The 14,702-nt window shown below is 59.3% G+C and carries 9 protein-coding genes and 6 pseudogenes; 6 read left to right on the forward strand and 9 right to left on the reverse strand.

Annotation, left to right across the window (positions count from 1 at the left end; all coding sequences use genetic code 11):
- Window positions 1-88: 88 nt before the first annotated feature.
- From I6F37_RS35855 to I6F37_RS35870, 4 genes and pseudogenes are all read right to left on the reverse strand, one after another.
- Window positions 89-2,269, reverse strand: coding sequence for a 3-hydroxyacyl-CoA dehydrogenase NAD-binding domain-containing protein (locus I6F37_RS35855; protein WP_225154032.1), 2,181 nt, complete (start codon window positions 2,267-2,269; stop codon window positions 89-91).
- 23 nt (window positions 2,270-2,292) lie between these two features.
- On the reverse strand, window positions 2,293-3,501 hold the full coding sequence (locus tag I6F37_RS35860; protein ID WP_225130591.1) for an acetyl-CoA C-acetyltransferase: 1,209 nt from the start codon (window positions 3,499-3,501) through the stop codon (window positions 2,293-2,295).
- Between the two features lie 602 nt (window positions 3,502-4,103).
- On the reverse strand, window positions 4,104-4,703 hold the full coding sequence (locus I6F37_RS35865; protein WP_225130589.1) for a UPF0149 family protein: 600 nt from the start codon (window positions 4,701-4,703) through the stop codon (window positions 4,104-4,106).
- 47 nt (window positions 4,704-4,750) lie between these two features.
- Window positions 4,751-4,942, reverse strand: a pseudogene (locus I6F37_RS35870) (transposase domain-containing protein); the annotation flags it as partial.
- A gap of 317 nt (window positions 4,943-5,259) precedes the next feature.
- On the opposite strand from I6F37_RS35870, the gene I6F37_RS35875 reads away from it, so the two are divergent.
- Together I6F37_RS35875 and I6F37_RS35880 are read left to right on the forward strand one after the other, a co-directional pair.
- Complete coding sequence (locus I6F37_RS35875) at window positions 5,260-5,460, forward strand: hypothetical protein (protein ID WP_225130587.1); 201 nt, start codon at window positions 5,260-5,262, stop codon at window positions 5,458-5,460.
- A complete protein-coding gene (locus I6F37_RS35880) occupies window positions 5,432-7,501 on the forward strand; it encodes a recombinase family protein (RefSeq protein ID WP_225130585.1) in 2,070 nt (689 codons plus the stop codon). Before I6F37_RS35875 ends, I6F37_RS35880 begins: the two co-directional genes overlap by 29 nt.
- Here the strand turns inward: I6F37_RS35880 and I6F37_RS45660 are convergent.
- The 4 genes and pseudogenes from I6F37_RS45660 to I6F37_RS35895 form a co-directional block, all read right to left on the reverse strand.
- Entirely contained in the window at window positions 7,498-8,160 is a 663-nt protein-coding gene (locus I6F37_RS45660; protein ID WP_275945349.1) for an IS66 family transposase, read from the reverse strand. The genes I6F37_RS35880 and I6F37_RS45660 overlap by 4 nt on opposite strands.
- 101 nt (window positions 8,161-8,261) lie before the next feature.
- Window positions 8,262-8,882: pseudogene (locus I6F37_RS45665) on the reverse strand (IS66 family transposase zinc-finger binding domain-containing protein); the annotation flags it as partial.
- Window positions 8,883-8,932: 50 nt separating this feature from the next.
- Window positions 8,933-9,287 (reverse strand): annotated as a pseudogene (gene tnpB, locus I6F37_RS35890) (IS66 family insertion sequence element accessory protein TnpB).
- 5 nt (window positions 9,288-9,292) lie between these two features.
- Window positions 9,293-9,724, reverse strand: a complete 432-nt coding sequence (locus I6F37_RS35895; RefSeq protein ID WP_225154034.1) for a transposase — start codon at window positions 9,722-9,724, stop codon at window positions 9,293-9,295.
- A 947-nt stretch (window positions 9,725-10,671) separates the two neighbouring features.
- On the opposite strand from I6F37_RS35895, the gene I6F37_RS46055 reads away from it, so the two are divergent.
- The 4 genes and pseudogenes from I6F37_RS46055 to I6F37_RS35915 form a co-directional block, all read left to right on the forward strand.
- A complete protein-coding gene (locus I6F37_RS46055) occupies window positions 10,672-10,896 on the forward strand; it encodes a transposase (protein WP_225130583.1) in 225 nt (74 codons plus the stop codon).
- A gap of 200 nt (window positions 10,897-11,096) precedes the next feature.
- Window positions 11,097-11,393, forward strand: a pseudogene (locus I6F37_RS35905) (transposase); the annotation flags it as partial.
- 565 nt (window positions 11,394-11,958) lie between these two features.
- Window positions 11,959-13,485 (forward strand): group II intron reverse transcriptase/maturase, encoded by a 1,527-nt coding sequence (gene ltrA, locus I6F37_RS35910; RefSeq protein WP_345944134.1) that lies wholly within the window; start codon window positions 11,959-11,961, stop codon window positions 13,483-13,485.
- Window positions 13,486-13,540: 55 nt separating this feature from the next.
- Window positions 13,541-13,723: pseudogene (locus tag I6F37_RS35915) on the forward strand (IS3 family transposase); the annotation flags it as partial.
- A gap of 18 nt (window positions 13,724-13,741) precedes the next feature.
- Here the strand turns inward: I6F37_RS35915 and I6F37_RS35920 are convergent.
- A pseudogene (locus I6F37_RS35920) lies at window positions 13,742-14,668 on the reverse strand (IS3 family transposase); the annotation flags it as partial.
- Window positions 14,669-14,702: the final 34 nt, after the last annotated feature.

Raw genomic sequence — 14,702 nt, forward strand, 5'->3', positions numbered from 1 at the left:
AAAACATTTCGAACTTTTGACTCTTTCGCAGACCCGATACGCTGCGATGGCGACACGTCTTTTCTTGCACTCAAGAGAGTTATGCTAATTAGTAGAAGGATTCAGAATTCTTGGCCATATTTTCCAAGAGCTGCGGCGGTGTAAACCGATCACCGTACGTAGCTTCGAGCTTGCGGCAGCGCTCAACAAACCTGTCCGCGCCTACGAGGTCGATATATGATAGTACGCCGCCGGTAAACGGTGGATAGCCGAAGCCTAAAATTGAGCCGACATCGGCGTCGCGCGGATCGGTTATGATGCATTCGTCGATCGCGCGCGCAGCTTCCACCGATTGCACAATCAAGAACCGCTGGCTCAACTCCCCTGTATCAACCCTGTCGGAATCAATATGCCTTGGTTGCAGATTGGCAAGACCCTGCCAAAGATGCTTTTTTCCGTTGCCTTTCTCAGGATAATCGTAAAAGCCACGGCCGTTTTTTCGTCCAAATCGACCCTGGTTCTCGACTAGCTCTACCATCAGTTTCTTTTGGCCTGGGTCGATCGCGTTTGGGCCCAAATCGGCTTCTGTCGCTTTCATAATCTGCAAGCGAAGGTCGAGAGCAACTTCATCAGCTAACGAGAGCGGTCCTATCGGCATGCCTGCCATCTTGGCGCAGTTCTCGATCGCAGCCGGAGGCACCCCCTCCAGAAACATCTCTATTCCTTCAGAGACATAGCGCCGCACGCAGCGATTAGCGAAAAACCCGCGGGAATCTTTTACGAGTATCGGGGTCTTCCCGATCTGGGCAACGTAGTCTAGGGCGGTGGCAAGCGCGAGCTTGCCTGTGTTTTTGCCTAGAATAACCTCGACCAGCCTCATCTTTTCAGCGGGCGAGAAGAAATGAAGGCCAACGAATATGCCCTGATTCCCGAAGGTTCCGGCCAGAGAACTGATCGGCAGCGACGAAGTGTTCGAGGCGAAAATAGCACCGTCCTTCAGAAGCGGCTGTGCCTTGGCATACACGTCGGCCTTGGACTTCCGGTCCTCAAATACCGACTCGATGACCAGATCGCATTGCGGAAGCGCCGCATAATCAGTGGCTGCCGTGATGCGCGAGAGCGCTTCGTCGCGCTCATTTTCGTTGGCACGCCCCTTCCGAATTAGATCGTCGAACGCAGATTTTGCGTACGCTTTGGCTTTAATCGCGCTCTGTTGGTGCCGGGTAATTAGAACCACTTCGATTCCGGCGCGCGCCGAAACGTAACCAATGCTTGCACCCATGAAACCAGCGCCAATGACAGCCAGCTTTCTGACCTTGCTGGGCGGCACGTCCTGCGGACGGCAACGCCCTTGCTCCAGTTCGCGCATCGAGATTTGACTGCGAATCATAGCCCGAGCTTCCTTGGACCGTAGGACGCTCGTAAAATATCGCGACTCCACGCGCAGCGCCGCGTCGATTGGCAGCTGTAAGCCTTCATAGACACAGCTCATTACTGCGCGGGAGGCAGGATAATTGTCGTAAGTGTCGCGCCGATAGAGCGCATTGGCAGCCCGAAACGCCGATTTGCCTGCCGGCGAATATATCGGCCCAGCGGGGAACCTAAATCCCTGCTTATCCCAAGGTGAAACCGCGTCGCCGCTCCCTTTTATCCAGTCTTTCGCCCTCTTGATCAGATCGGCCGCCGGCACCACCGCATCGATCAGCTTCAGTGCTTTGGCGCGCGGCAGGTTCACGGGCTGGCCTTTTAGCAAGATCTGAATCGCGTCTTCCAAAGCTACGATGCGAGGCACACGCTGGGTCCCACCAGCGCCTTGGAGCAGACCAATCTTTATCTCGGGAAAACCAACCTGCGTTACCGGGTTATCGGCCGCAACGCGATAATGGCAGCATAGCGTCAGTTCAAATCCGCAGCCTAGCGCGGTCCCATTGATGGCAGCCACCCAGGGCTTGCCCGACGTCTCGATCGACCGAAAGGCGAGCGACAATCGACGGCTTCGATTAAACAGCATCTGGGTCGCGGCAAGCTCCCCCTCTTCCTCCATCGCCTTGATGTATTCCCTATTCGTGCTTTCGAGCAACGGGAGATCGCCTCCCGCGCAGAAGTTCTCCTTGCCCGAGGTGATAACAACGCCCTTCACCGAGTCGTCCGCTATGATCTCCTTAACAATCTGCTCGAGTTCGCTAGTCGAAGTCTCGTCCAGCACGTTGGTCGAACGACCGAGATTGCTCCAAGTCACGAGAGCTACGCCATCCGAGGCGACTTCAACTTGAAAGTTCTGAAAAATCATATGCTGCTCCTGCCGCCTTGCCTTCACACCCGTTCGATGATTGTGGCAGTCCCCATGCCGCCGCCAACACATAGGGTCACTAGGGCGGTTTCTTTATTGCTGCGTTCGAGCTCGTCGAGCACGGTGCCTAAGATCATCGCGCCGGTGGCGCCTAGTGGATGGCCAAGCGCAATCGCGCCACCATTGACATTGATCTTGTCGTGATCGATCTCGAACGCTTCGATATAGCGCAAGACGACTGAAGCGAACGCCTCATTGACCTCAAAGAGATCAATGTCCGACTTATTCATGCCGGCGCGTGCGAACAATTTATTTGTGACATCGACTGGACCGGTTAACATGATCGCGGGCTCCGAACCGATACTGGCGAAAGCTCTTATTTTTGCGCGCGCCCTGAGCCCGTGTTTCACACCGCACTTTTTGCTCCCGAGTAACACTGCTGCAGCGCCATCGACGATGCCCGACGAGTTGCCGGCGTGGTGCACATGGTTGATGCTCTCAAGTTCGGGGTGTGACTGAATGGCGACGGCGTCGAAGCTGCCCGTTTGCCCACCTTCCTCAAAAGCCGGTTTGAGCTGTGCCAAAGACTCCAGAGTTGTGTTTGGGCGAATGTGCTCGTCCCTGTCCAAGAGCGAAAGCCCGTTGATATCTTGTACCGGCACGACCGATTTGTTGAAACGACCCAGCTCCCATGCTTTTGCTGCCCGCTGCTGGCTCTGCACGGCATAGCTATCAACCTGGTTGCGCGAAAAGCCATACTTCGTTGCGATCAAATCTGCCGACAGTCCCTGCGGCATGAAATAGATGGGTATTGCCACGGTGGGATCCATCGACGAGGCGCCGCCGGATGAGCCCATGCCAACCCGACTCATAGATTCAGCGCCGCCGCCGATGACGAGTTCATGCTGACCGCTCATAATCTGGGCGGCTGCAAAATTCACGGCATCAAGACCTGAAGCGCAGAACCGATTAATCTGTACGCCGGCTACTGCATCGCCGAGCCCAGCCTTGAGCGCCGCGAACCGAGCGATGTCGCCACCGGCTTCGCCTATGGGATCGACGACGCCGAGGATAACATCGTCGATCATATCGCAAGCAATGTTGTTCCGCCGCCTAAGTGCGTTGAGTGGCACGGAGGCTAGCCGAAGTGCGGTTACCTCATGTAGCGCGCCGTCCGGCTTTCCACGACCTCGTGGAGTACGAACGTGATCATAGATGAATGCCTCAGGCATGATACCTCACCTAAAATGGGACCAATATCGGACAGCGGATTTCAAGGTGGCTTGCCGGGCGAAACAGCCATCGGCGGTCAGTATCCATGCGTCCGCCAGGCTCCGATACCGCGACGCAGGAATACACTCCGGGCGATGCACCTCTCCGGACTTCTGCCACCCCAATGTCATGCGACTTGAGAAACGATCTCTCTAAGCGGAAGGTACTTCTCTTTAACATAAGGACGCACCTGACCAACTGATATTCTGCACGGGCTTCTATCTCTCGTCCTCTCGTACTTAAGGCTAGCTCGGAAACTAAGAGCACTGCGCTTTGCGCGTGCTAATGCGCTAGGCCACTCTCAGTGTCGTTACCCCTCAATTGCGACGTACAGCAATAGTCATGCCAAGACTGATCCAGCGTGTGGACCTGACGACCTTACACTATCTGGCTTCGCGGAAAGAATTTTCACTTACCGCCGTTCCAGATCCCTTGTCGAATACCGAACAACGATGCGCCGAATGTCGTATGTTTCTCTTGACTGTCGCTCCCGCTTACAGAGCGCAGCTCCACTCATTGAAAGTAAGCGGTACGAGAGGGCCACGGACTTGGCGCGGACGGCCTACGTGCCACGCTTGAAGCGTATAGGCACCCAGAACTGCCACAGGGCCTCGACGGTTGCTGGAATGTCGCGCCAGGCGTTTTGGACAATGGGTTGTGTTCCCAGTGTGCGCCGGGCCGGGGGCAGCAAGGGCCGACCGGCGTCATCGATGCAATGGACCAGGATCGGCCGCAGCATAAGGTGTTCGGTTCCGTTCTGGGAGAGAAGCCGCGACCAGACGAGAAGCCGAAGCTTCATGACGGCGTAGAAGCCCATGCACCAAGGCTGCGGGTCGACGTCGCCGTCCGGCGATCGCACGAACAGCGGCTCGAAGCTCTCCGGTCTCGTCGACAGCGTCTCGCTGATCGCGTTGTGGCGCATCAGCGTGGCAGCGATCGCCGAGAACCCCTCGGTGTTGTGATTGAAGGCGTCGGGATCGACGCCGAGGAGTGGGCACACCCATTCCTCGGAGGCCATCGAGACCGGCCCGGCGACGACAGCGGCCACTGCGCCGTCGAGCATAGAGAGCGACGTCGCTCGCGGATGCCGAAGCGTCGGCGACCTGGCGCGCTCGCTCATCCATTGCCCGAGCCGCTCGAATGACATGGCATAGTCCGCCATCGTCGTCTTGACCGGCTTACGCGTTACTCGCCGTTGCTTCCGCTTCGTCATGCCACGGCACGCTTTTCGGCTTCGCGCGCGGCCTTCCAGTTCCAGGCCAGAAGTTCGTGAAGCTGGTGGGTCTTCGTGGCGCCGCTCACCATGCGTTCGAGAACGTCGACGAGATAGGCCTCGGGGTCGAGGCCATTCAATTTCGCCGTGTTAAGAAGCGAAGAGAGTACCGCCCATGTCTCGCCCCCGCCTTCCGAAGAGGCTGCATAATGCAGGGATTCCGGGCAACGAAGTTCGAGTAACATATCCATTCCATCCTGACGCTGGCCGAGACCTGGTCGTGCTCGGCGAACAAATCCACGATGCCACCGCCACTTCACGGTTCGCCGCGAGAACGGCCGCCTCCATCTTCTGCCGGCATGGATGACGGAGCTCAAAGCAGCATCGGCTAAAATTGTAGCTGATCCGTGTCTCCCGGTGGATCGACTTCTTGAGCTTCGCATGTTCCTTGACGTCCTCGTAGCCTCGCGTTGGGAGGAATCGCCTCCCGTCGAGGGAGGAGCCCATGTCCAAGACGATGCAAAAAAGGCGGCAACCGGATCTGTTCGCGACGGCGCGAGCAGAGCATCTGCCTCAGGTGGTGCAAGCCGAGGCCGCAAAGTTGCTGTCGCTTCTGCTAAACGAAGCTGTCGCAAAGGCGCCCGCAGCGCCAGCCCAGTCAGGTCAGGAGGCGGGTCATGACGAAGATCTCCGCCCTGGCGCGTAGCGCCGTGGTTTACGTTCGACAGTCATCGGTCGATCAGGTCGTACACAACCTGGAGAGCCAACGTAGGCAATACGGCCTTGAGGCTCGCGCCCGTGCACTCGGCTGGAGCGAAGTCGAGGTTATTGATGATGACCTTGGCAAATCTGGTGGCGGCACTGCAAGACGTGGATTTGAGCGGTTGTTGGCGCTAATCTGCGAGGGCCGCGTCGGCGCAGTATTTTCGATCGAGGCTTCCCGCCTCGCTCGAAACGGTCGAGACTGGCGCACGTTGTTGGAGTTTTGCGGCTTGGTCGGCACGCTCATTGTCGATGAAGATGGCGTCTATGATTCGCGGTCGATCAACGATCGATTGCTGTTGGGGATGAGGGGAACGATGAGCGAGCTGGAACTCAGCGTCATTCGACAGCGATCAGTTGAAGCCGTCAAACAAAAGGCTCGGCGCGGCGAGCACTTCACGACGGTCGCCATCGGGTACGTGAAGACGAAAGATGACCGAATCGAGAAAAACCCGGACGTACGTGTCCACGAGGCGCAGGATCTCGTCTTTAGGAAATTTGTGGAGTTGCAATCGATCCGGCAGGTCTTGCTCTGGTTGACCCAGGAGAAGATCGCGCTACCCTTCGCCGTTGGAGGTTCGAGCGATCCGAAAATCGAATGGCGTACGCCAAGCTACACGACCTTGAATCACATGCTCACCAACCCTGTTTATGCCGGTGCGTACGCGTTCGGACGACGGGGTGTCAGGACGACGATTGAGAACGGCCGGAGGAAGGTGAAGCGAAATCCCCAACGAGATTGGAAAGCCTGGGACGTGCTGCTCCGCGACCATCACGAGGGCTATATCTCCTGGGATGAGTTTGTTCGAAACCAGCGGCTCATTGCGGACAATGCCAACGGCAAGAGCTATCTGGGTCGAGGAGCCGTCCGACGCGGCGAAGCACTTCTCCCTGGGCTTCTGCGCTGCGCGCGATGTGGTCGGCGGTTATACGTTCAGTATTCTGGTAGAGGCGGTGACACGCAGAGATATGTCTGCCGCGGAGACTTCAACAAAGCGGCCGTCGCAGCCTGTCTTGGCTTCGGTGGAATGCGCCTCGATCGGATGGTGGCGCGAGAGGTGCTGGAGCGGCTTCAACCGCTTGGCGTTGAGGCTGCGCTAAATGCAATGAAAACTCAGGGCGCCGAACAGTCGGAAAAATTGCGTCAGCTCCAAAGGTCTCTCGAACAGGCGCACTACGAAGCGAACCGGGCGTATCGCCGATACGACGCGGTCGACCCCGACAATCGTCACGCCGCTAGTGAACTTGAGCGTCGCTGGAACGAGCGCATCCAAGCTGCACGTGTGATTGAACGAGAAATCGAGGGCTTGACCAGTTCGCCTTCTCCTGGACTCAGCGCCGGCGATCGCAAAGCGCTGCTCACACTCGGGGACGATCTGATCCGAGCCTGGCAACGCCCCGGTGTTACGTCCGAGATCAAGAAGAAAATCCTACGCACAGTTCTGTCGGAAACCGTTGTCGACGTGGATCAGGACAATGAGCATCTTGACCTCGTCATCCACTGGCAAGGTGGCGATCACACCCGCCTGAAGGCTAAGAAGAACCGTGTCGGCGTGACGCGTTGGACGACCGACACCGAGGTAGTGGATCTTGTACGCGTGCTTGCACGTCAAATGCCTGACTACGCAATCGCTGCCTTGCTCAGTCGCTCCGGAAAAACAACCGCGCACGGGGCGTCCTGGACGAGGACCAGCGTATGTTCATTGCGCAGAACCCGAGAGATCGCCCCTTATCGTGAAGGAGAACGTCGGGATCGAGGTGAGCTCTCGTTAATCGAGGCAGCGGAGATGCTCGACGTCAGTCCGTCAACGATACGTCGCATGATCATTGAGGGACGATTGCCCGCGGAGCATTTATGCAAGGGCTCGACATGGATCATCAAACAATCTGATCTCACGCAACCAGATGTGCGCCAAGATGCCTCTCGCAGGCGATCGCGCCGTCCGCCGTCTTGCGACGCCAACCAGAAATGCCTTCAACTCTAGGGAGATAGGCAGATGGTAGTATGAAGCACCCTCGTCGCTGCCGCTGAACAACGAGTTGCGTCTTCGATCGGGCGCATGGAACGCTCAACCGTGTTGCTGTCCGGCTCGATCCGCCCGTCATCCAGGAACGCCATCAGTCCCTGCCAACGTTCGAGCATGTAATCGATCGCCTTGATGAGCGTCGAGCGGCGGGAGATCCCGTCCTTCACCGCGATCAGACGAGCCTTCAACGCCTCCATGAGCGGCTTCGTCTCGGCCTGTCGCGCCGCGCGGCGTTCCCCGGCGCCGAGACCGCGGATCCTCTCCTCGATCGCGTAGACGGCCGCAACGCGCTCGATGACCTCCGCGGCGAAGGGTGAGTTCGTCGTCTTGTGCACCCTCAGGAAGTTGCCGCGCGCGTGAACGAGACAATACGCCAGCTGGATCTGGCCCGACACCTTCGCATCGCCGGCCAGCGAGGCGTAGGCCGCATAGCCGTCGACTTGCAGCACGCCTTCGAAGCCGGCCACCTGCGCCACGATCTCCTTCTTGCCGCGATCGCCTGCGAACACATAGGCGACCGCGGGCGGCGCCGGACCCTTCCACGCCCGATCGTCCGTCGCATGCGCCCAGAACTGGCAGATCCTCGTGCGGCCGCGTCCCGGGTCGAGCACCGACATCGGCGTCTCATCCAGAACAGCCGCTCGAAGCCGTGCATGGTCTTCAGTTGCAGATCGTAGAGTCCCCTGACCAGCCACGCCGCGCTCTCCATCCAGCGCGCCAGCGTCTGACGGTCGACGACGACACCCTGGCCCGCCAGGATCTGCGTCTGGCGGTAGAGCGTCGATTGCCAGGCATATTTGGCCGCGGCGATATGCGCGATCAGCGCCGTCGTCGCCATGCCGCCCTCGACCAGCCGCGCCGGTGCCGGGGCCTGGACAATCGGGCCCTCACAGGCCCGGCAGGCATATTTGGGACGGATCGTGCGGAGTACACGCAACCACGCGGGAACCCGATCGAGCGCTTCGCTGCTCTCCTCGCCGATCCGATGCATCTGTCCCGTGCAGCACGGGCACAGCGTGGACGTCGGCTCGATCACCCGCTCGACCCGGGGCAGATGCGCCGGTAGCGCGCCGATGTTGCGCCTGGGTTTGCGCCGCTTCGGTCTCCGCGCGTCCGGTTTGTCGTCATTGGCCGGAGGCCGCGCGCCCGCAGTCCGTTCCAGATCGAGCGCGATCTGTTCGGCGCAGACGATCGCCGAGCGCTCCGATCGCGCGCCGAAGATCAGGCTCTTCAACGTGGCGATCTCTGCGCGCAGATCGTCGTTCTCGCCTTCGAAAGCCAGCACCATCTCGGCGAGAGCCGCAGGGTCAGAGGGGAGATCTTCAGGGCGAAGCGCCATATCGCAGAGCTACACGAACACACTCGCAATCGCCAGCAAAACAAGACGATTCAGGCAACTTTCGTCGGCCGGTTCGTCACCTTCGGGACCACACGCGACCACTCCGCAAGACCTTCGATCAGCATCGCCATTTGTGCCCCCGTCACCGGCATCGTACCCTCGCGAACAGGTGGCCAGGCGAAGCCCCATTCTCAAGCCACTTCGTCGCTAGAACCATTCCCGAGCCGTCAAAAACCAAAAGCTTCAAACGATCCGATCGCTTCGATCGGAAGACATACACGTCGCCGCTATAGGGCTTGCCGCCTAATCCCTCCGCTACCAGCGCGACCAGGCCATGAAGCCTTTGCGAAAGTCAATCGGCTGCGTCGCGACGAACACACGGACCATTGGACCGAACGAGATCATCGCGTCTACCTTACCGCCGCCAGCACGCGCTCCAACGTCGCGGCGTCGACGCCGACGCGCACGCGCACCGTCGCGCCCGCGATCATCACCTCGATCCGCTCGGCCGGACTCACCAGAACATGCGCCTTATCGATCGCGTTCGGCTGCGCCTCGACGGCGGCGCCGAGCCTGACCTGCACGAACTGCGGCGCTTCGCTCGACGCGAGCCGCGCCTGGCGCCGCCACACACTGAGCAGTCCCCGGTTGACCCCGTTGCGTCGCGCCACCTCGGAAATGCCCGTCTCCGGATCGGCGCTCTCGGCCACGATCCGCGTCTTCTCCGCATCGCTCCAACTGCGCCGTCGCCTCTCCCCCGTGATCACTTCGATCCGCTGATAGGAGACGGCATCATGCCTGTCTTGATGTCTGTCTTGATGCATGGAATGAGCGTCCCTCACGTTGTCTATCCACGCACGAGTCTCGCTCGTCTCGCCCACCTAAACGAGGTGGGGTCGTCGTACCGCTATCCATTGAAATGTTCGAGAGTGTGTTGAAAGATCCCACACTCGTTGAACAGATCTACCGCGAGCCAATAGCCTTACGCTTTTCACAAATTAGAACGGGCGCTCATATGTCCGGTTCTTGCGCTCGGCAATCTGCAGCCGCTGGCCGTTACGACATCTGCGAAACAAAGGAGCTAATACAAATTTTTGCGCTTGAGTGGATCAGAGGAAATAGCTTCACTCGGTTCGGGATTTCGCGCCATGGGTCACCAACACTTCACCTTGTCATCTGCCGGCCCGCGCCCGTTAGATCGTTTTAATGTCACTGCGTTATCGCTGTGATCGCCAGTGAGCCAGGCGCCGATAATTCGGCCATTGTTCAGGGGCGCCCATATAATCTGCGGCCGTCTTAATCGGAACGAAGCGCATTTTCTTCCGGGCCACAGGTTCGCTAACGCCACCGCGTCCGTCATCCGCCTTGCCGGGTTGGGGAAGGGTTTAGCATCGCGGAATGAGCCGCATCTCATGCCGAGAGCTGCGATTTCGGGCGCCCGATAGTGGGCGCTACCGCATGGTTCCATCCCCATGCCTGACGCCTAAGCAGAAATCCAGTGCGGGAGACCGGCTTGGTTGCAAAACGGGGCGACAGATCAGCCGCTAGCTTGTCATCGGAGCACGTAACGTCATCCGATACACACAGGCCGCTCCCTCGACGGTGGCCGTAAGTGTGCGGGGAAAATGAAAGCACGATGGAAAACAGCGGAGCTGGGAATCGAGAAAGTTGCAGGATCTTTAAGCGCAACGACCGGCCCGTTAATGAGATCAGCACCGTATTTCCCGGACCCGTTGTTGTTGAGCAGACCGGCAATATGCGTTAGCTTTGAAGAACACGGTTTGCATATGTGTCGAGCGTATTGTCGCGCGCATTTGGTCGGCGGCGCTGGAGCGCCGAGGTCCACGAGGGACGGATCGCGGAAGCCTTTGTTTGCGGTGCGATCGTCTCTGACTTCGCGCGGCACCGCGCTCTGTCACCGCAGCATTTGGCGACCTGGCGCAAGGCTTGTGCGACGACTTGTTTGCGTTGTCGGGACACATCGAGCAGCCTATGGCGAGAAAGGCCGGCTTGAGCAGTCGCGATCAAGACTGGACAACACTTGGAGCTCGCACAAGAACGCGTCGCGCCATTGTTGATCGACGACCAATGGAACGCGCTATGGCTGTAGCCGCTTCCACGGGCCGGAGAGCTGGCTCTGGAAATCTGGACAGGGCGATAAGTGGAATTTCTGCCTGACGGCGGGCAAGATTGTCCCGTGAATCAGGAGAGACGATGAGCAGACGAGTCCGCCGGCACCACGCACCGGCATTCAAGGCCAAGGTAGCGTTACCGCGATCAAGGGCGAGATGGCGCTGGCCCAGCTGGCTGAGCATTTCGACGTGCACCCGAACCAGATCACGCAGTGGAAGTCCCAGCTTCAGGAAGCGGCGGCCGAGGTATTTGGTGCTGGCGGCGGCAACAGAACGAGCGAGCCGGCGGTAGACGTGAAAACGCTGCACGCCAAGATCGGGGAGCTGACGCTGGAGAACGATTTATAGAAGGCGCGCTCAGCAAAGCCGGCCTGCTGAGCCAAAGCGATGTGCTGTGGGGAAGCATGAGCCCAAGCGGCGGTGACCTGCTGTCAACTGGCAGGGTGACGTAGCCCGCAGGTAAAGGGAATTGAGGTGAAACCGTTACACCGAGATGGTTCCCGAGGCTGAGTATCGGAAGGTTGAGGAACACGAACCGGTTTATCCGCGTCTGTGGGCTGAAATGTCGCCTCCGCCTACACGGTTTAACAGGCGGAATGCTGAATGGTGTCGATGGAAATGTAGCCGGAGACACTCGAACGCGAGCGTAGATGTATGGCGTCTTGCGTGGGCCGAGGGGGAGAACATAGCCAGACCGAGGCAACGGCATCGACTTGCGGCAAGCAAGGGAAAAGACTGCGACCGGCAATCTCACCGATACGCTGGAGTCCGACATATGAACGAGGGAAGGCATGAGCGGAATGACAAGGGAGTTGACTCCAATGTCCGTCATGCTGGCAGAGCTTCCGTAGTAGTCCGAGGCCGGGAAAGCCGGCCACATGGCGAAGGGGAGCAGCTTGAGTTGCTTGGAGTGCACGTGATCTGACCCAACGAGGTGAAGACCTTTGATAATCAGTGAAATGCAGCACAAGCTCGCGACATGGGCCTCAGCCGATCAAACCCGTCGGTTTGATCGATTGCTCAGGCTCATCACCGACAGGAATTGGCTTGCCGAAGCGGCCCGGATCGTACTTGCGTCGAGCGGCGCGGGCACACCGGGCCTTGACGGAATGGACAAGCGACGTCTTGCAGCTCATCTGGAGCATCATCTGGAGCGGCTGCGCGTGGCCTTGCTGGACGGCAGCTATCGACCGACGCCAGTCAAGCGAATCCATATCCCGAAGGCCAATGGCAAGCTGAGACCATTGGGTATACCGATCCTGCTGGACCGCATCGTCCAGCGGGCGATGCTGATGGCCATGGAGCCGATCTGGGAGAGCGACTTCCACTCCGGCTCCTACGGCTTCCGTCCTGAACGCAGTGTTCATCATGCGGTTCGCACAGTTAGGATGCAGTTGCAGGATGGCTCTGACTCGAAGGGCCGCTGGATCATCGAAGGCGATCTGGCGAGCTACTTCGACACCGTCCATCATCGGCTGCTCCTGAAATGCGTGCGTCGTCGCATCAGGGATCTGCGATTCATCGATCTGCTTTGGCGAATCCTCAAAGCCGGTCACGTTGACCGTGGCTTGTTCTCCGCAGCGAGTGAAGGCGTTCCGCAAGGTGGCGTTCTGTCGCCGCTCCTGTCCAACATCATGCTCCATGAGTTTGACCGCTGGCTGGAGGCGAAATACCTGAACAAGAAAGCGAGGAAAGATCGCTGGGCGTGGAACTTCGGCATTCAACAGGGGCGTCCGATCACGGTTCGAGAGAACCGTGAGTGGAAACCTGCCGTAGCCTATTGTCGCTATGCCGATGACTTCGTCGTCATTGTCAAAGGGACGAAGGCCCATGCCGAGGCCATCCGCGAGGAATGCCGTGCCTTTCTGGAAGGCAAGCTGAAGTTGACGCTGAATATGGACAAAACCCATATCACCCACGTCAATGACGGCTTCGTCTTTCTGGGGCACCGGATCATTCGCAAGCGGGGATCACACGGACGAATGGCGGTCGTCACGACCATACCCAAAGAGAAGGCCAAGGCATTTACTCACAAAGTGTCGAAGGCCCTCTCCGGTGAGCATGATCTTGCCAAGGTCGACATGGTGGACCGCCTGAACCGCCAATTGCGGGGCTGGGCGGCGTTCTACAAATACACGGACTTCACCGCGACCACGTTCCGACACATCGATCACGTTGTGTTCTGGAAAATGGCGCATTGGCTGGCGAGGAAGTACCGGAGTCGCATCAAACCACTGATGCGGAATTGGTACCGACCGCCGGCCGCTGGGCAAGCCAAGACCTGGTTTGTCCACGGGGTCAGTGAACGAGGCCATCATGTCGGGAAAGCACTGCATCGATTGGTGTCCAGTCCAAAGGGGCAGTTCCGATGGAGAACTCCGGAGGCAAATCCCTACATCTTCAGGGATGAGCCCCGGAAGACCATCACCTCGCGATATCGAGATGTCGCAATGGCCATGGGCCAGACTTGAGTGGAGAGCCGTATGCGCTGAAAGGTGCCCGTACGGTTCGGGGAGGAGAAGCGCCTATGCGCTTCTTACTCCATCCCCGATGGCGCGCGGCTTCGTCTATCTCGCGGCGGTGCTTGTTTGGTTCAGCCGCCGGGTGCTGTCGTGGCGCGTCTCGATCACGATGGAAGCCGCATTCTGCATCGAGACGCTGGAGGACGCTATCGCTTGCCACGGTAAGCGGGAAATCTTCAATACCGATGACCTTGCCCCCCAAGTTTTACCCAGTCCTGAGTTCGCCCCGGCTGTTGGATTTGCCCGGTTGGGCGGTGGCAGCGGCGCGAGCTGGCGCGGAGCCCTCGGCATAGCGCAGCGCCAGCTCCCGGCGCGGGTGGCAGGTGAAGGCGAACTCGGACGGCGTCTTCCATCTGAGCTGCGGGTGTGGTAGTGCCTCGTTGTAATCGGTCCGCCAGCATCGGAGCGCGACGCGGGCCTGGGCCAACGACGTGAACAGCGTCTCGTTCAATAGTTCATCGCGCAACCGGCCGTTGAAGTTTCGATGAAGGCATTCTGCATGGGCTTGCCCGGCGCGATGTAGTGCCATGCCACGCGGCTCTGATCAGCCCATGTCAGGATGGCGTTGCTGGTGAGCTCGCTGCCGTTGTCGCTAACCACCATCTTCGGCTTGCCGGGCTCCATCACCAGCCTGTCCAGCTCCCGCGCCACCCGGGTGCCCGAGAGCGAGGTGTAGGCTACCAGCGCCAGGCACTCGCGGGTGCAGTCGTCGACCACGGTGAGGATACGGAAGCGGCGACCATCGGTGAGCTGATCCGATGCGAAGTCGAGCGACCAGCGGTCGTTCGGCGCCATCGGCAACGTCATCGGCGCCCGGGTCCCGATCGCCCCTTGCGGCCGCCACGACGACGCACCGCAAGCTTCTCTTCGCGGTAGAGCCGGAACAGCTTCTTGTGGTTGATCACATAGCCCTACCGCTTGAGCAGAACGTGGAGGCGCCGATAGCCAAAGCGCGGCGCTCCTGCGCGATCACCCTCATGCGTTGGCGAAGGCCGGCATCGTCCGCCCGGATCGTCTGGTATCTCATGGTCATGCGACGGCAGCCGATGACTTTACACGCCCGCAGTTCGCTCATCCCGAAGGCTCCACGGAGATGGGCGACAGCTTTCCGCTTGGCCGCTTGCGTCACCATTAATGGGATGGTCCGCACCGTCCTCCTCCCTCAT

The sequence above is a fragment of the Bradyrhizobium sp. NBAIM08 genome, from assembly GCF_020193935.1.
In the GTDB taxonomy this organism is placed as follows: Bacteria; Pseudomonadota; Alphaproteobacteria; order Rhizobiales; family Xanthobacteraceae; genus Bradyrhizobium; species Bradyrhizobium yuanmingense.